The following is a 15651-nucleotide window of genomic DNA, read 5'->3' as shown; positions in this document are numbered from 1 at the left end:
GTCATATGCCCTCTCAGTGACCGTAAGTGACTTCGAGCCAGCCAGCGTTCATCACTGAGCCGGTGCTGCTCTTCTCAAAAGAGAGGCGGGGTTTGAGCAAGGGACGCGCTTCGATGAACATCTCGAAGGAGCCAACGCGCAGGAACAAGGATGAAAGGAAGACTTCGGTTTCGATGTGGAGAGCGCGGCCACAGTTGATAAGCAGATGCATTTAGGTCTTCCTCGGTTTGGGTGGTTATCCTGCGTCGCAGAACAGGGCGAAGATTACCGAGGAGTGATTCCGTATACAAATTGAAAGTTATGGTTGGGAAGTAGAGTCAATAGCTGAAATTAATTACAAATATGCAACGATAGCAACAGTGTAAAGATTGCAGTTTTGGGTGCGCTTGAGGGGAGTTGAGGCGAACAGGCAAGCTCGGTCGGTTCAGCATCTGGAAGGAGAGCCGTGCGCCACGGGAAAGCTAAAGCAGAAACACAAACAGCCCCGTGTGGGGCCTATGTGTGGTAAATGCATGTGGTAAGTTACTTCTCTGATTCGCGTAAAAGCCTTTAAAATCAAGCTCTTACCGGTGGTGTGTGGTGATGGCGGAGAGACGGGGATTCGAACCCCGGTTAGGTTTGACCCTAAACACGCTTTCCAGGCGTGCGACTTAAACCGCTCATCCATCTCTCCAGCAAGTCGCGGATTATAGCAAACTCGCGCGTCTGTGCCAGCCCCCTTGTGGAGAAGAGGTTATCGAGGTTGAAATCCGACGGCGACGCGACTCGCCACCGGTCACTCACCCCCGCTGCTTAACCTCCAGCCGGAACTTATGCAGCAAAGGCTCCGTATACCCGCTAGGTTGCGCACGCCCCTCAAAAACCAACGCCTTGGCCGCCTTGAAAGCCAGTGACGTATCAAAGTGACCGGCCATCGGCTGATAGTGCGGGTCGCCGGCATTCTGCTGATCAACTACCTTCGCCATCCGCTCGAACGTCTCGTTAACCAGCGCCTCCGACACCACGCCGTGATGCAGCCAGTTGGCAATATGCTGGCTCGAAATCCGCAGCGTCGCGCGGTCTTCCATCAGCCCGATATCGTGGATATCCGGCACCTTCGAACATCCCACGCCCTGGTCGATCCACCGCACCACGTAACCCAGAATCCCCTGCGCGTTGTTCTCGATCTCCTGGCGAATTTCCTCATCCGACCATTGCGCCTTTTCGACGACAGGAATCGTCAGCAGCCCATCGAGCAATTCATCGCGGGCGCCGCTGTAACGGGTCTTCTCCAGCTCCTTCTGCACGGCTTGCACATCGACCTGATGGTAATGCAGCGCATGCAGCGTCGCGGCGGTCGGCGAGGGCACCCATGCCGTGTTCGCGCCAGCTTTCGGATGAGCGATCTTCTGCTCAAGCATCGCATGCATCAGGTCGGGCATGGCCCACATGCCTTTACCGATTTGCGCGCGCCCACGCAATCCCGAGCTGAGTCCCGCGAGCACGTTATTGCGCTCATAAGCCGCGATCCACGCCGACGATTTCATGTTGCCCTTGCGCATCATCGGACCGGCTTCCATCGCGCTGTGCATCTCGTCGCCGGTGCGGTCGAGGAAGCCCGTGTTGATGAACGCCACCCGCGCCGATGCCACGGCAATGCACGCCTGCAGGTTGACGCTCGTGCGCCGTTCCTCGTCCATGATGCCCATCTTGATGGTGTAGCGCGGCAGGCCGAGCAAGTCTTCCACGCGGCCGAACAGCTCATCGGAGAAAGCAACTTCCGCCGGGCCGTGCATCTTCGGCTTGACGATATAAATCGATCCCGTGCGCGAATTGAGCTTGTTTTGCAGGTCGTGCATTGCACCGAGCGACGTCATCACGGCGTCGAGAATGCCCTCGGGAATCTCGTGCCCGTCGCGATCGACAATAGCCGGATTCGTCATCAGATGCCCGACGTTACGAATGAACAACAGCGAGCGGCCATGCAGTTTCACCGTCGAGCCATCGGGCGCGGTGTATTCGCGATCGGCGTTCAGGCGGCGCGTGAAGGTCTTGCCGTTCTTGGTGACTTCCTCCGCCAGATCGCCTTTCATCAGGCCGGTCCAGTTGCGGTAGAGCTGGACCTTGTCGGCGGCATCGACGGCGGCCACCGAATCCTCGCAATCGATAATCGTCGAGACCGCGGCCTCCATCAGCACGTCCTTCACATGCGCGGCATCGGTCTTGCCGATAGAGTCCGTCGCGTCGATCTGGATCTCGAAGTGCAGGCCGTGATGCTTGAGCAGCACGGCGGAAGGCGAGCCCGCGTCGCCCTGGAAACCGATGAACTGATCGGGTGATTTCAACGCCGATGAACCGCTTTTCAGCGCAATGACAAGCTTGCCGCCCTCTACGCGATACGAGGTGGCATCGACGTGAGAACCGTTGGCGAGCGGCGCGGCTTCATCGAGGAACGCGCGAGCGCGGGCAATTACCGCTGCACCGCGAGCCGGGTTGAATTGTGCTGTGCGTTCGGCGCCGTCGGTGTCCGGGATTGCGTCGGTGCCGTAAAGCGCGTCGTACAAACTGCCCCAGCGGGCATTCGCGGCGTTGAGCGCATAGCGCTGGTTCGACAGCGGCACGACGAGTTGCGGCCCGGCTTGTTCGGCGATTTCCGTATCGACGTTTTCGGTCGTGGCCTGCACAGCCGCGCTCGCCGGCACGATGTAGCCGATGCCTTCCAGAAACGCACGATACGCTTTCAAATCGCGCACCGGTCCCGGATTCGCCTTGTGCCACTGATCCAGTTCCGTCTGCAACCGGTCGCGCTCGGCGAGCAGTGCACGGTTCTTCGGGGCGAGGTCGTGAACGAGGGCATCGAGTCCTTTCCAGAACGCTTCGCTCTCTATACCGATTCCCGACAGCGCTTCGTCATCGACATACTGGCTAAGCTCGGCTGCAACCTGCAATCCGTTTCGCTTGATCATTTGACTCATGGGTAACTCCAGCTCGGTTTGTATTCAGTCCGCGTTCGCCGCTTTGCAGCAATGTATTGCCATGTTAACGCTTCTTGATTGTTTCGATCGGTTCCGGCGTAGGCGATCACCTCGACACACAGCCGCAGCGCGTAAAGACAAGATCCGCACGAGTGACTATATTTGTCGTCCTGTGCGCCGAAACAGACCAGTAAACCGCTCCGGCCAGGCGTTATGCCGCACTCTCCACGCTTTTGTCTAAAGGATATCCATGACCGATTTGTCCGCTTTCCCCATCACAGCAAAATGGCCTGCGCAGCATCCCGACCGGATTCAGCTTTATTCGCTGCCGACACCGAACGGCGTCAAGGTCTCGATCATGCTGGAGGAGACCGGGCTGCCGTACGAGCCGCATCTGGTGAGCTTCGAGACCAACGACCAGATGTCGCCCGCGTTTTTATCGCTGAATCCGAACAACAAGATCCCCGCAATCCTTGATCCCAATGGCCCGGATGGCAAGCCGCTGCCGTTGTTCGAGTCGGGCGCGATCCTGATCTATCTCGCCGACAAGACCGGCCAGTTCATCCCGCAGGACGCGGCCGGCCGCTATGAGACGATCCAGTGGGTCATGTTCCAGATGGGCGGCATTGGCCCGATGTTCGGCCAGCTCGGTTTCTTCAACAAATTCGCCGGCAAGGACTACGAAGACAAGCGCCCGCGTGAGCGCTACGTGGCCGAGTCGAAGCGTCTGCTTGGCGTACTTGAGCAACGCCTGGGCGGGCGTGAATGGATCATGGGCGATACGTACACGATCGCCGATATAGCAAGCTTTCCGTGGATACGCAACCTGATCGGCTTTTACGAGGCAGGCGAGCTGGTCGGTATCGAAAACTTCCCGAATGTCCGGCGCGCGCTCGATGCGTTCGTCGCCAGGCCGGCGGTGGCAAGAGGGCTGAATATTCCGAAGCGGGGGTGAAGAGGCTTGCGAACCGGCTGAAATGTATTCTCGACGAAGGCGGCCACGCGCCGGCTTCGTTTATCTGGACATTGACCAGCACCATATCAGGCCGCGTTTCTCTTCCGGCCGAATGTTTGTTCACCCGTCGCGAGCGTCGATCTTTAATCAAATTATCAAAAAAATCATGGATTTGATTCAAATTTCAAAAACCCGGGTTTTAACTAAATAGAGTTTAAGTTGGTTTAGTAATCAGCGATATAAAGCTGTCCGTTTTTAATAATTTTTTTTAAATGAAACAATCGATCGTTTCTCGTATGTCCGTAAAACAATAAATCCCTTGACGCTTTCCCCGCGTACGCCAACAATCATCTCCACAGCATCTCGAAAAACCGGATTTTAATCGCACGGCCTCTCGTATTTCATAATCATGATGGAAACCGAAACTCGCCTTCGAAAGACGGAAGAGCTCCGTAGCTTCCTCTTTCTGACCATTATCATGGTTCCTGTATTGACCATCATGTTTGTTGCCATTTATGGCTTCAGCGTGTGGTTCTATCAAATGCTGATCGGCGGTCCGCCTCACTGACTAAAGCGCGGATTAATTCGTTTCATGTAATTGAAAGCGACAGGAGTCGATTCATGTCTGCACGCCTGAAAAATGCATTCGCTGAACTCGTTTCAATTCCCGAGGCGCATATTGCGGGAATTGTCGTGCATGCAAGTCAATCGAATCTTGAAAAGATCAAGCAGGCTATTTCACTTATCCCCGGGTCCGAGATTCACGTAACCAGTCCAGAAGGAAAAATAATCGTGACGCTGGAGGCGCGCCGCTCTGTTGACATCGTCGATCAACTGAATGCCATCCATGCGCTCCCGGGTGTTTATTCGGCGTCGCTTGTTTATCAACATCACGAGGATATTGAAGCGCTCGACCAGGAGATTCGCGATGAGCCTGACGCGTCGAAGCTTTATTAAGCAGACGGCGGCGGCGACCGCCGCATCGGCGGCCGGCGTCGCGCTGCCAGTGCTTTCCGCTGGCGTGAACAAGAGCGTCGCTGCTGTCGCCGATGCCGACGTGACCTGGTCGAAGGCGCCATGCCGCTTTTGCGGGACAGGCTGCGGTGTGAGCGTAGGCGTAAAAGCCGGCAGGGTAGTCGCGACCCAGGGCGATCCGCTGGCCGAAGTGAATCGCGGCCTGAACTGCGTAAAAGGTTATTTCCTCTCGAAGATCATGTACGGCGAGGACCGCCTGACCACGCCGCTGCTGCGCATGAAGGACGGCAAGTATGCGAAGGACGGTGAGTTCACGCCGGTCTCGTGGGACCAGGCATTCAGCACGATGGCCGAGCAATTCAAGCGCGTGCTGAAAGCGAAGGGGCCGACAGCAGTCGGCATGTTCGGGTCGGGCCAGTGGACGGTGTTCGAAGGCTATGCCGCGGTGAAACTCATGAAGGCGGGGTTTCGCAGCAACAATCTCGATCCGAACGCGCGGCATTGCATGGCGTCGGCGGTGACTGGTTTCATGCGCACCTTTGGCATGGACGAGCCTATGGGCTGCTATGACGACATCGAGCAAGCCGACGCGTTCGTGCTCTGGGGATCGAACATGTCGGAGATGCATCCGATCCTCTGGACCCGTGTGACGGACCGCAAGCTGAGCGTCCCGAAGACAACGGTCGCCGTGCTGTCGACGTTCGAGCATCGCAGCTTTGATCTCGCGGACTATAGGGTGATTTTTACGCCCCAGTCCGACCTCGCGATCATGAATTACATCGCGAACGTGATCATCAAGACGAATCGCGTGAACAAGGATTTTGTCTCGAAGCACGTGACGTTCAAGGAAGGCAATACGGATATTGGCTATGGCCTGCGTCCCGATCATCCATTGCAGAAAGCCGCTAAAAACGCGGGCGATCCGAATGGTTCGAAGCCCATGGACTTCGACGCGTTCGCGCGCTTCGTCTCGAAGTACGACGCGGATTACGTGACGAAGTTGTCGGGCGTGCCCAAGGCCAAGCTCGATCAGCTCGCCGAGCTTTACGCCAATCCGAATATCAAGGTGGTGTCGTTCTGGACCATGGGTTTCAACCAGCACACGCGCGGCACGTGGGCGAACAACATGATCTACAACCTTCACTTGCTGACGGGCAAGATCGCAACGCCGGGCAATAGCCCGTTCTCGCTGACCGGGCAACCGTCGGCATGCGGCACGGCACGGGAAGTGGGGACGTTCTCACATCGGCTGCCGGCGGACATGGTGGTGACGAACCCGGAACACAGGGCGCACGCGGAGCAGATCTGGCGGCTGCCCGCGGGCACGATTCCAGAGAAGCCCGGCTATCACGCGGTGCTGCAAAACCGCATGCTGAAGGACGGCAGGCTGAACGCGTACTGGGTCATGTGCAACAACAACGTCCAGGCAGGCGCGAACCTGAACGAAGAGACGTTGCCCGGATATAGGAACCCTGAGAATTTTATTGTGGTGTCGGACGTGTATCCGACCGCGACGGCCGTATCCGCCGACCTGATCCTGCCCGCGGCAATGTGGGTGGAGAAAGAAGGCGCGTACGGCAATGCCGAACGCCGGACGCAATTCTGGCATCAACTGGTGGAAGCGCCTGATGGTGCCCGCTCCGATTTATGGCAGCTGCTGGAGTTCTCGAAGCACTTCAAGGTCGAGGAGGTCTGGCCGCCGGAGTTGATCGCGAAGAAGCCGGAACTGAAAGGCAAGACGCTCTACGACGTGCTCTACCGCAACGGCCAGGTCGATAAATTTTCGAGTAAAGATAGCAATCCGAACTATAAGAACGATGAAGCGAAGGCCTTTGGTTTTTATGTGCAGAAGGGGCTCTTCGAAGAATACGCGACCTTCGGCCGTGGGCATGGTCACGATCTTGCCCCCTTCGACGCTTATCACGAAGCGCGCGGTTTGCGTTGGCCGGTAGTCGATGGCAAGGAGACGCGCTGGCGTTACAGGGAGGGATCGGACCCTTACGTGAAAGCCGGCACGGGGTATCAGTTCTACGGCAACAAGGACGGCCGGGCAGTGATCTATGCGCTGCCGTACGAACCGCCGGCCGAAGCGCCGGACAAGGATTTTCCGTTCTGGCTCGCAACGGGACGCGTACTCGAACACTGGCATTCAGGATCGATGACGCGCCGCGTGCCGGAGTTGTATCGGGCATTCCCCAACGCCGTATGTTTCATGCATCCCGACGATGCAAAAGCGCTCGGATTTCGACGCGGAGATGAAGTCAAGGTGATGTCGCGACGCGGTTTTATCCGTACGCGGATCGAGACACGCGGTCGTGATAAACCACCGCGCGGTCTGGTGTTCGTACCGTGGTTCGACGCGAGCCAGTTGATCAACAAAGTGACGCTCGACGCCACCGACCCGATCTCGCTACAGACCGACTACAAGAAGTGCGCCGTCAAGATTGTCCGAGTCTGAGGAGGCTGCCATGCGAGCGTGGACCGTGGTGGTTGCAGCAAGTCTTTGTGTTTTTTCCCAGGCGGCGTCGACCCAGCCGGTGATTCCTGCCGAACCGTTTCACGACGCCATGCGCGGCACAACGCCGATCGATGAAGAGGCGAAACCGCCGTTGATTGCACCTATCGAAAATAAGGATGTCATCCGTGGCCGCGCCTATGCACAGCAGCCGCCGACGATCCCGCACAAGATCGACGGTTATCAACTCGACAAGAACGCCAACCGTTGCCTCGCGTGCCATGCGAGGAGCCGCGCGGCCGAGAGCGGAGCCGTGCCTATCGGCGTATCGCATTACCTCACCCGAGACAACGTCACGCTCGGAAGCCTCTCGCCGCGGCGCTATTTCTGCACGCAGTGTCATGTCCCGCAAGCCGATACGAAGCCGCTTGTCGGCAACACGTTCACGGATGCGGAAGATGTGCGCGTCGCGCCCGGGCCTGCTGGGCCGAACGCGGCCGGGAAGAAGTAGGAGCGTGCGATGTTCGGCTTGATAAAGCGCTACTGGCAGACGATCAACCACCCGAGCACCTACTACAGCCTCGGCTTCCTGACGCTGGGCGGGTTTATCGCGGGCGTGGTGTTCTGGGGTGCGTTCAACACGGCGCTGGAAGTGACGAGCACTGAAGCGTTCTGCACCAGTTGCCATGAGATGCACGACAATACCTTCGCTGAACTGAAGAGCACGATTCATTACAGCAACCGTAGCGGCGTGCGGGCGATCTGTTCTAACTGCCATGTGCCGCACGACTGGACGGACAAGATCGCGAGAAAGATGCAGGCGTCGAAGGAAGTGTGGGCCAAGGTATTTGGCACGGTCAACACGCGCGAGAAGTTCCAGGAGAGGCGGCTTGAACTCGCCGAACACGAGTGGCGCCGCATGAAAGCGAACGACTCGCTGGAGTGCCGCAATTGCCACTCGTTCGAGTCCATGGATTTCACGCGCCAGAGCCCGCGGGCACAGAGCGCGCATCAGCGCTTTCTCGGCACGGGCGAGAAGACGTGTATCGATTGTCACAAGGGTATTGCACACGAATTGCCGGACATGACCCAGGCAATGCGAGATCAACAGCTGCGCGAAGCGCGTTCACATTGAGAGGTCTACGATGAAGCAGAACACGTTTATCCCGTCGGAATTCTCTTCGGCAAGATCGGGCGATGCACTTTTGTCTGTCGACAAACTGGCCTTCGACCGCGGTGGGCAAAGGCTCTTTAGCGACGTTGGATTCGACGTTGACGCCGGCCAGGTGCTGCAGATCCACGGCCCGAATGGCAGCGGCAAGACCACGCTGCTGCGCGTGCTCGCGGGTCTGTTGCAACCGAGCGAGGGCACGGTGCGATGGCGCGGCAAGGATGCGCAGGCGCGTCCGGAAGTGTGGCGGCAATCGCTTGCGTATCTCGGGCATCTGAACGGCATCAGCGACGATCTGACCGCTGCCGAGAACCTGACCTTCAGCTCGGTGCTGGGCGAAGTTGCCGAAGAGCGGGTAGAGGTCCAGGAGAAGGCGCTCGAGAGCGTCGGGCTCGACCGCTATCGGCACGCGATTGTGCGCGGCTTGTCCGCGGGACAAAAGCGCCGGCTCGCTATCTCGCGGCTGTTGCTGGAACACAAGCCGCTGTGGTTGCTCGACGAACCGGCGGCAGCGCTGGACGAAGAATCGTCCGGTGTGCTCGAACGCTGCATCGCGGGACATCTGGAGCGAGGCGGCATCGTATTGATGACCACGCATAAGCTCATCACCACCGCACCTTCGGCCACCCGCAATCTCTACTTCGAACCATGCGGCCGATGTTCCGACTGACGGCGCGCATCGTGCAGCGCGAACTGGCCCTGACGTGGCGGCGACGCACCGCCGCGCTCGGTTGCCTGCTGTTTTTCGTCATCGCGGCGAGCCTGTTTCCGCTCGCGGTCGGGGCTGATCCAGCGCTGTTGCAAGCTATTGCACCCGGCGTGTTGTGGGTGACCGCGCTATTCGCCGCAATGCTTTCGCTAGGGCGTTTATTCGGCCCTGATTTCGCCGATGGCGCGCTCGACCAGATGCTGCTTTCGCCGCGTTCGCTAATGACGATTGTCGTGGCGAAGATCGGTGCGCACTGGCTCACGAGCGGCTTCGCGCTCGTGTTGCTTGCGCCCGTTCTGGCGCTTCAATACGGTTTGTCCTTCGATAGCGTCTGCCGCCTCACGGCAGCGTTGTTGCTCGGAACGCCTGTTCTGAGCCTCATCGGTTCGATGGGCGCAGCGCTGACGCTCGGCGTGCGGGGCGGCGGCATGTTGCTCGCGGTATTGGTGCTTCCACTCGAAACGCCGGTGCTGATCTTCGGTGCCAACGCGGCCGATCCATCACGCGCCGGCGCATGGTCGACGGCCAATTTTTCGCTGCTCGGCGCAAGCCTGCTGGCGGCACTCGCGCTGTGCCCGGTCGCAACCGTCGCGGCGCTGAGAATCACGGCGGAATGAGGGCGTATCGACCATGAACTCATCTATCGCGCTGACCGGCTGGTTGCGTTACGCATCGCCGAGACCGTTTCATCGGCTGGCGGGGAAGATGATTCCCGGCTTCGCTATTGCCGCGCTATTACTCGCCATGCCGGGCATCCAGATCGCGTTGTTCATCGCGCCCACGGATGCCGTGCAGGGCGATGTTTATCGCATCATGTTCGTGCATGTGCCGGCGGCGTGGATGTCGATGCTGCTCTATGTCGTGATGGCCGCTTACGCGGCGCTCGGCCTGATACTCAACGCACGCCTTTCCGCGATGATGGCCCGCGCAATCGCCCCGACCGGCGCGATTTTCACCGCCCTCGCGCTGGTGACTGGCGCACTGTGGGGCCGTCCGACGTGGGGGGCGTGGTGGGTCTGGGACGCCCGGCTCACGTCCGAACTGATTCTGCTGTTCTTGTACCTGGGCTTCATGTCGCTGCATGGCGCCATCGACGACACCCGTCGCGCCGATCGTGCCTGCGCCGTGCTCGCGCTCGCCGGCGTGGTCAATGTGCCCGTCATCTATTTTTCGGTGCAGTGGTGGTACACGCTGCATCAGGGGGCATCGCTTTCATTCGGCAGCGGGGTATCGATGGACAGCTCAATGCTCGCCGGCCTCGTTGTAATGACGCTGGCGTTCTGGTGTTACGCGATTGCCATGGTGCTCGTGCGGGTGCGGCGGATTATCGATGAACGAGAGGCAGCATGATGAACATCGTGAACAGCTTGACCGGTGGCGATGGCGATCTCTGGTACCTGTGGGTCGCGTTCGACATCACCTTCCTCGTGCTCGCCATCGAGATTGCGATAACGGTCGGTTCGAACAGGCGGCAGCGCAGGCGTGGGCATGTTGCCCATCCGCACACACGCGGCAACACGTTGACGGAGAAACCGTGAAAGGGCGCACGCGGCGCGCGTGCGGTGTCGCCGCCGGGCTTGTGGCGCTCGGCGGCGCGGCGGCGCTCGTGTTGAATGCGTTCAACGCCAACGTGATGTTCTTCGTCACGCCCTCGCAACTCGTTTCGGGCAGCGTGAAACACGCAGCACGACTGCGCGTGGGTGGCCTCGTGGAGCGTGGATCGGTCGAACGCGATGCCAGCGGGCTGACCGTTCGTTTCATGATCACCGATACGGCCCGGGAGATTCCCGTGCTTTACAGCGGGCCTCTGCCCGACCTGTTTCGCGAAGGCAAGGGCGTGGTGGCGCAGGGCAGATTGTTGCCGGACGGTGTGTTCCTGGCGGATCAGGTGCTGGCCAAACACGACGAGAAATACATGCCGCCGGACGCCGCTGAAGCCATCAAGCGCGCGCGTTCCATGCGGGTATCGGACACGGCGCTTGTTCCCGCTGGGGCACCACAATGATCCCGGAACTTGGCCAGTTCGCACTGATCGTCGCGTTGGTGCTCGCGATCACAGCCGGCGTGTTGCCGCTTGTCGGCGCGGCCCGTGGGGTCCCCGGCTGGACGCGAAGCGCGTGGACGCTTGCACGTGGCCAATGCGGATTTGTCACGATGGCGTTCGGTTGCCTGGCGGTTTCATTTATAGGCAATGATTTCTCGGTGGCGTATGTCGCGTCGAATTCCAATTCGATGCTGCCGGTCATCTACCGCTTCGCGGCGGTCTGGGGCGGCCATGAAGGTTCGCTGTTGCTCTGGACCTTGCTGCTCACGTGGTGGATGGCGGCGGTATCCGTATTCAGCAAGCAGCTTCCCCTACCCATGGTCGCGCGTGTGCTCGGCGTGATGAGCTGGATCAACGTGGGTTTCCTGCTGTTCATGCTGTGGACTTCGAATCCGTTCACGCGTCTTTTGCCACCAGCAATGGATGGCCGCGATCTCAACCCGTTGCTGCAAGACCCGGGCATGGTCTCGCATCCACCCATTCTTTACATGGGGTATGTCGGCTTCGCGGTAGCGTTCTCGTTTGCCGTCTCGGCGCTGTTGTCGGGCGAACTCGATGCCGCCTGGGCGCGCTGGTCGCGACCGTGGACCACGGCCGCGTGGACCTTCCTCACGCTGGGCATCATGCTCGGCAGCGGCTGGGCGTACTACGAACTCGGATGGGGCGGATGGTGGTTCTGGGACCCCGTGGAGAACGCGTCGTTCATGCCGTGGCTCGTCGGTACGGCGCTGATGCACTCGCTTGCCGTCACTGACAAACGCGGCAGTTTTCGCGCGTGGACCGTGTTGCTCGCCATCTGCGCGTTTTCGCTGAGCTTGCTCGGCACGTTCCTTGTGCGTTCGGGCGTCATTACGTCGGTGCACGCATTCGCCTCCGATCCCACGCGCGGCATTTTCATCCTCATGTTCCTGTCGATAGTGACCGGCGGCGCGTTGATATTGTTCGCATGGCGAGCGCCAAAGATCGGACTGGGCCCAGGATTTGCCGCGATATCGCGTGAATCGTTGCTGTTGTCGAACAACGTCTTGCTGATGGTCGCGGCCGCTTCAGTGTTCCTCGGCACGTTGTATCCGCTCGTGCTCGATGTGCTCGGGCTCGGAAAGATTTCCGTCGGTGCGCCGTATTTCGACACGGTATTCGTGCCGTTGATGACGCCCGCCATATTCCTCATGGGCATCGGACCAATTGCGAGGTGGAAGTCCGCGCGCCTGCCCGATATCCTCGTGCGTTTGTGCTGGGCGGCGTTGGTCAGCGTGGCGTCGGCGATTGCGTTGCCATGGCTCGCGGGCGGATGGAAACCGATGGTCGCGCTGGGCATGCTGCTGGCCGTGTGGTGCGCAACGTCCGTGCTCACTGCGTTGGCCGGGCGCATCGGGGAACAACGAGGAATCTGGATCCTGCGATTCTTTCATGTGCCGCGCGGGTTCTACGGCATGCTGGTTGCGCACTTCGGCATCGGGATTTTTATCGCTGGGGTGACGCTGGTCAAAGGCTATGAAACGGCCGACGATGCGCGGCTCGATATCGGGCAATCGATCGAGGCCGGTGGCTACACCTTTCGCTTCGATGGCACGAAGCCGGTCGATGGCCCGAACTATCGCGCATTGCGGGCGAACGTGGTGGTGAGCCGCGAAGGGCGCGTGATCGCGGTGATGCATCCCGAGAAACGCTTCTTCGTCGTGCAGAAAACAACGATGACTGAAGCCGCCGTCGACCGCGGCGTGTTCCGCGATCTCTACGTCGCACTCGGCGATGCAGCCGATAACAGCAACACAGCGTGGACCGTGCGCGTGCAGATCAAACCGTTCGTCGACTGGATCTGGGCGGGGTGTTTGTTGATGGCGTTCGGCGGTGTGCTGGCGGCAAGCGATCGGCGGTATCGGCTGGCCGTGCGTGAGCGGCGGCAGGCTGTGGCGGGTGCGCCGCATGTGCGGATTCGAACTCAGGCGGCTATCGCGGCGGCTAAAGTAACGAATGTAGCGAACATCGCGAACGTAAAGGAGACGAAATCGTGAAACGCTTCCTGCTCCCGCTGATTCTCTTCGCGTGCCTGAGCGCGGTGTTGGCGGCGTCGCTATCGAACGATCCGAGACGCTTGCCGTCAACATTCATCGGCAAGGAAGCGCCCACGTTCGACCTGCCGCGTCTCGATTCCGCCGACCGGCAACTGTCTCCCGAAGCGTTGCGCGGCCAGGTATGGGTGATGAACGTGTGGGCCTCATGGTGCGAGTCGTGCCGCGATGAACATGCGGCACTCGTGGCGCTCGCCGGCAAGAATATCGTGCCGATCTACGGGCTCGATTACAAGGATGATCCGGACGCCGCGCGACAGTGGCTCAGGCAGGCGGGCAACCCGTATATTGCATCGATGATGGACCGCTCGGGACAGACAGGAATTGACTATGGCGTGTATGGCGTGCCTGAAACGTTTGTGGTCGACCGGCGTGGTGTGATCCGCTTCAAACGCTCGGGACCGCTGACGCAAGCCGCACTCGACACGCAAATCCTGCCGCTCGTGCGAAGCCTTCAAGGCGAGGGCAGCGATGAATAGCATCGTGGTCGGGTTGTGTTGCGTGTTGGGTATTGGCGTGGCGAGTGCAGCCGCCAACTCCGGCGTTGTGATGATTGCCGACGCCGATGTCAGCACTCAGGGCGCCGCTCACTTCCCCGCTGACGTTGGCGCACAGGTTCAAAGCAACAGTAACGTTCGAACGCAAGCCGATGCCGGGACGAGCGCAGGAATCACCTTGACTGCGAGCGCCGCCCCGGAACTTGCCGCCCGCGTCCGCGACCTTGAATCGAGCTTTCGCTGTCTCGTATGCCAGAACGAAACCATCGCGGATTCCACCGCCGATCTCGCCGCCGACCTGCGCATGATCATTCACGAGCAAGTCCAGCAGGGCGCAACCGATGCGCAGATTCGCGACTACATGGTGACGCGTTACGGAGATTTTGTTCTCTACGATCCGCCGTTCAAAACGCTGACGTGGGTTCTCTGGATCGGCCCGTTCGTCCTCCTCGCGCTTGGTCTCGGGGTGTTCGCAGGCATCGTTTTGCAACGCCGGAAGATGACCCCGCCGCCGCTCACCGACCTGCAGCAGCAACGCGCCAGACATCTGCTGGGTGACCGGCCATGATTACCTTCTGGATCATCGCGGCCGTGATGTTGATAGCGGCTATCCTGTGCGCGGTCGTGCCGTTGATGCAGCGGGAAAATGCAACCAATGCACCGAGGGCTCGCGAGCTGAGCGTGTCGCTGTATCGGCTGGAATTGGCTGATGCCGACGCGGATCTGCGCTCGGGCGCGTTATCGCCAGACCAGCATGCAAGCGTGCGCAACGATATAGAACAGCGCGTACTCGCCGATACCGCCGGTTCGCCTTCGCTCGCACGCAGTTCCACGTCGGGTACGGCTACACGCGCCGCAACCTGTGCCGTGCTGATTGCGCTGTTCCCGAGCGCCGCTTGCCTGCTGTATCTGAAGCTCGGCGAACCAGCCGCGCTCAAGCTGGACACGTCGCTGGATGACTCGCTGGGCCTCTCGCACGACATGTCGTCGATGTCGGTGGAGATGATGGTTTCGCGGCTCGCGTTTCGTCTGCGCGATCATGCGCCAGATCCTCGCGATGCCGCTGCCTGGGCCACGCTCGCGCGCTCGTACACCGCGCTTGAGCGGCCGACGGACGCGGTCGCAGCCTACGCGAAGGCAGTGGCGCTCGAACCGGGCGACGCACCGCTGCGGGCCGATTTCGCCGATGCCATCGCCAGCGCGGACGATGGCCGGCTCGCCGGGCGAGCATCGGAGGAGATTGCGGCGGCGCTCGCCATCGATTCCGCTGATCCGAAAGCGCTTGCGTTGGCGGCATCGGCGGCGTTCGACGCGCGGAGTTATGCCCGCGCGATCGGGTATTGGCGAAGGCTGATCGCGACGTTAAAGCCGGATTCGCCCGAGGCTGTCCGGGTGCGTAAGAATATTGATGAGGCGGTGGGCTTGAGCGCGGTTACCGTGGATATTCGACTGGCCGATGGCGCGCACGTCGCGCCCGATGCAGCGGTCATCGTGACGGCTCGCTCGAGCGACGCGCCGGCTTCGGCGCCGACGAACACGGCGAGCGCGGCGGTGCCGACGAACACATTGCTCGGCGAGCGTCGGCTGGCTGCGGGTGAACTTCCCATCACGATCGTTCTCGATGACTCGCTTGCCATCAACGCAACCGACACCTTGTCGGCGCATCAGCAGGTTGTGGTGGAAGCGCGGATTGTTTCTGCATCGGGAGAGAACTACTTGATCGGACGAGGCGACGCCAAGGGATTGGAGAATCGACACGCCAGCGTGGTGATCGCGATGCCATCGCCATAGGCGCTTCATATCAACCGCCACTTTGCCA

17 protein-coding genes and 1 tRNA gene are annotated in these 15651 nt (G+C 60.1%); 15 read left to right on the top strand and 3 right to left on the bottom strand.

The window, feature by feature from the left end:
* Window positions 1-13 precede the first annotated feature (13 nt).
* The 3 genes from ACSQ36_RS12175 to ACSQ36_RS12165 form a co-directional block, all read right to left on the bottom strand.
* Window positions 14-211, bottom strand: coding sequence for a hypothetical protein (locus ACSQ36_RS12175; RefSeq protein WP_436182084.1), 198 nt, complete (start codon window positions 209-211; stop codon window positions 14-16).
* Window positions 212-583: 372 nt separating this feature from the next.
* Window positions 584-673: transfer RNA gene (locus ACSQ36_RS12170), tRNA-Ser, on the bottom strand.
* Window positions 674-779: 106 nt separating this feature from the next.
* Window positions 780-2954 (bottom strand): malate synthase G, encoded by a 2175-nt coding sequence (locus ACSQ36_RS12165; RefSeq protein ID WP_436182083.1) that lies wholly within the window; start codon window positions 2952-2954, stop codon window positions 780-782.
* Window positions 2955-3204: 250 nt separating this feature from the next.
* Between ACSQ36_RS12165 and ACSQ36_RS12160 the strand changes: the two genes are divergently transcribed.
* From ACSQ36_RS12160 to ccmI, 15 genes are all read left to right on the top strand, one after another.
* Entirely contained in the window at window positions 3205-3909 is a 705-nt protein-coding gene (locus tag ACSQ36_RS12160) for a glutathione S-transferase N-terminal domain-containing protein (RefSeq protein ID WP_436182082.1), read from the top strand.
* 409 nt (window positions 3910-4318) lie between these two features.
* Window positions 4319-4477: a periplasmic nitrate reductase, NapE protein gene (locus ACSQ36_RS12155; protein WP_436182081.1), complete on the top strand. Its 159-nt coding sequence runs from the start codon at window positions 4319-4321 to the stop codon at window positions 4475-4477.
* A 53-nt stretch (window positions 4478-4530) separates the two neighbouring features.
* Window positions 4531-4866 carry a chaperone NapD gene (locus ACSQ36_RS12150; protein WP_213761739.1) on the top strand — a complete coding sequence of 112 codons (336 nt, stop codon included), beginning with the start codon at window positions 4531-4533 and terminating at the stop codon, window positions 4864-4866.
* Window positions 4838-7342 carry a periplasmic nitrate reductase subunit alpha gene (gene napA / locus ACSQ36_RS12145; RefSeq protein WP_436182080.1) on the top strand — a complete coding sequence of 835 codons (2505 nt, stop codon included), beginning with the start codon at window positions 4838-4840 and terminating at the stop codon, window positions 7340-7342. Before ACSQ36_RS12150 ends, napA begins: the two co-directional genes overlap by 29 nt.
* A gap of 10 nt (window positions 7343-7352) precedes the next feature.
* Entirely contained in the window at window positions 7353-7850 is a 498-nt protein-coding gene (locus ACSQ36_RS12140; protein WP_213761737.1) for a nitrate reductase cytochrome c-type subunit, read from the top strand.
* A 9-nt stretch (window positions 7851-7859) separates the two neighbouring features.
* Window positions 7860-8474, top strand: coding sequence for a NapC/NirT family cytochrome c (locus tag ACSQ36_RS12135; protein ID WP_436182079.1), 615 nt, complete (start codon window positions 7860-7862; stop codon window positions 8472-8474).
* Between the two features lie 10 nt (window positions 8475-8484).
* The gene (gene ccmA / locus ACSQ36_RS12130) at window positions 8485-9180 is read left to right on the top strand and encodes a cytochrome c biogenesis heme-transporting ATPase CcmA (RefSeq protein ID WP_213761735.1); all 696 of its coding nucleotides are present in this window, start codon (window positions 8485-8487) and stop codon (window positions 9178-9180) included.
* Window positions 9168-9836 carry a heme exporter protein CcmB gene (gene ccmB, locus ACSQ36_RS12125; protein WP_436182078.1) on the top strand — a complete coding sequence of 223 codons (669 nt, stop codon included), beginning with the start codon at window positions 9168-9170 and terminating at the stop codon, window positions 9834-9836. The genes ccmA and ccmB overlap by 13 nt, the downstream gene beginning before the upstream one ends.
* Before the next feature lie 13 nt (window positions 9837-9849).
* Complete coding sequence (gene ccmC / locus ACSQ36_RS12120; protein WP_436182077.1) at window positions 9850-10569, top strand: heme ABC transporter permease CcmC; 720 nt, start codon at window positions 9850-9852, stop codon at window positions 10567-10569.
* A complete protein-coding gene (locus ACSQ36_RS12115; protein ID WP_255631106.1) occupies window positions 10566-10757 on the top strand; it encodes a heme exporter protein CcmD in 192 nt (63 codons plus the stop codon). Before ccmC ends, ACSQ36_RS12115 begins: the two co-directional genes overlap by 4 nt.
* The gene (gene ccmE / locus ACSQ36_RS12110) at window positions 10754-11224 is read left to right on the top strand and encodes a cytochrome c maturation protein CcmE (RefSeq protein WP_436182076.1); all 471 of its coding nucleotides are present in this window, start codon (window positions 10754-10756) and stop codon (window positions 11222-11224) included. Before ACSQ36_RS12115 ends, ccmE begins: the two co-directional genes overlap by 4 nt.
* A complete protein-coding gene (locus ACSQ36_RS12105; RefSeq protein ID WP_436182075.1) occupies window positions 11221-13278 on the top strand; it encodes a heme lyase CcmF/NrfE family subunit in 2058 nt (685 codons plus the stop codon). Before ccmE ends, ACSQ36_RS12105 begins: the two co-directional genes overlap by 4 nt.
* Window positions 13275-13814, top strand: a complete 540-nt coding sequence (locus ACSQ36_RS12100; RefSeq protein WP_436182074.1) for a DsbE family thiol:disulfide interchange protein — start codon at window positions 13275-13277, stop codon at window positions 13812-13814. The genes ACSQ36_RS12105 and ACSQ36_RS12100 overlap by 4 nt, the downstream gene beginning before the upstream one ends.
* Window positions 13807-14400, top strand: coding sequence for a cytochrome c-type biogenesis protein (locus tag ACSQ36_RS12095; protein WP_436182073.1), 594 nt, complete (start codon window positions 13807-13809; stop codon window positions 14398-14400). Before ACSQ36_RS12100 ends, ACSQ36_RS12095 begins: the two co-directional genes overlap by 8 nt.
* The gene (gene ccmI / locus ACSQ36_RS12090; RefSeq protein WP_436182072.1) at window positions 14397-15623 is read left to right on the top strand and encodes a c-type cytochrome biogenesis protein CcmI; all 1227 of its coding nucleotides are present in this window, start codon (window positions 14397-14399) and stop codon (window positions 15621-15623) included. Before ACSQ36_RS12095 ends, ccmI begins: the two co-directional genes overlap by 4 nt.
* The last annotated feature ends 28 nt before the right edge of the window (window positions 15624-15651 follow it).

Source organism: Caballeronia sp. LjRoot34 (genome assembly GCF_964253815.1).
Lineage (GTDB): Bacteria > Pseudomonadota > Gammaproteobacteria > Burkholderiales > Burkholderiaceae > Caballeronia.
The sequence above is the reverse complement of the archived record's forward strand: the minus strand, read 5'-3'. Positions and strand labels throughout refer to the sequence as shown.

What these genes read in the sequence shown, in the direction of transcription:
- ACSQ36_RS12175 (WP_436182084.1), bottom strand. Translation starts at nt 211, where the DNA reads ATGCATCTGCTTATCAACTGTGGCCGCGCTCTCCACATCGAAACCGAA.
- ACSQ36_RS12165 (WP_436182083.1), bottom strand. Translation starts at nt 2,954, where the DNA reads ATGAGTCAAATGATCAAGCGAAACGGATTGCAGGTTGCAGCCGAGCTT.
- ACSQ36_RS12160 (WP_436182082.1), top strand. Translation starts at nt 3,205, where the DNA reads ATGACCGATTTGTCCGCTTTCCCCATCACAGCAAAATGGCCTGCGCAG.
- ACSQ36_RS12155 (WP_436182081.1), top strand. Translation starts at nt 4,319, where the DNA reads ATGATGGAAACCGAAACTCGCCTTCGAAAGACGGAAGAGCTCCGTAGC.
- ACSQ36_RS12150 (WP_213761739.1), top strand. Translation starts at nt 4,531, where the DNA reads ATGTCTGCACGCCTGAAAAATGCATTCGCTGAACTCGTTTCAATTCCC.
- napA (WP_436182080.1), top strand. Translation starts at nt 4,838, where the DNA reads ATGAGCCTGACGCGTCGAAGCTTTATTAAGCAGACGGCGGCGGCGACC.
- ACSQ36_RS12140 (WP_213761737.1), top strand. Translation starts at nt 7,353, where the DNA reads ATGCGAGCGTGGACCGTGGTGGTTGCAGCAAGTCTTTGTGTTTTTTCC.
- ACSQ36_RS12135 (WP_436182079.1), top strand. Translation starts at nt 7,860, where the DNA reads ATGTTCGGCTTGATAAAGCGCTACTGGCAGACGATCAACCACCCGAGC.
- ccmA (WP_213761735.1), top strand. Translation starts at nt 8,485, where the DNA reads ATGAAGCAGAACACGTTTATCCCGTCGGAATTCTCTTCGGCAAGATCG.
- ccmB (WP_436182078.1), top strand. Translation starts at nt 9,168, where the DNA reads ATGTTCCGACTGACGGCGCGCATCGTGCAGCGCGAACTGGCCCTGACG.
- ccmC (WP_436182077.1), top strand. Translation starts at nt 9,850, where the DNA reads ATGAACTCATCTATCGCGCTGACCGGCTGGTTGCGTTACGCATCGCCG.
- ACSQ36_RS12115 (WP_255631106.1), top strand. Translation starts at nt 10,566, where the DNA reads ATGATGAACATCGTGAACAGCTTGACCGGTGGCGATGGCGATCTCTGG.
- ACSQ36_RS12105 (WP_436182075.1), top strand. Translation starts at nt 11,221, where the DNA reads ATGATCCCGGAACTTGGCCAGTTCGCACTGATCGTCGCGTTGGTGCTC.
- ACSQ36_RS12095 (WP_436182073.1), top strand. Translation starts at nt 13,807, where the DNA reads ATGAATAGCATCGTGGTCGGGTTGTGTTGCGTGTTGGGTATTGGCGTG.
- ccmI (WP_436182072.1), top strand. Translation starts at nt 14,397, where the DNA reads ATGATTACCTTCTGGATCATCGCGGCCGTGATGTTGATAGCGGCTATC.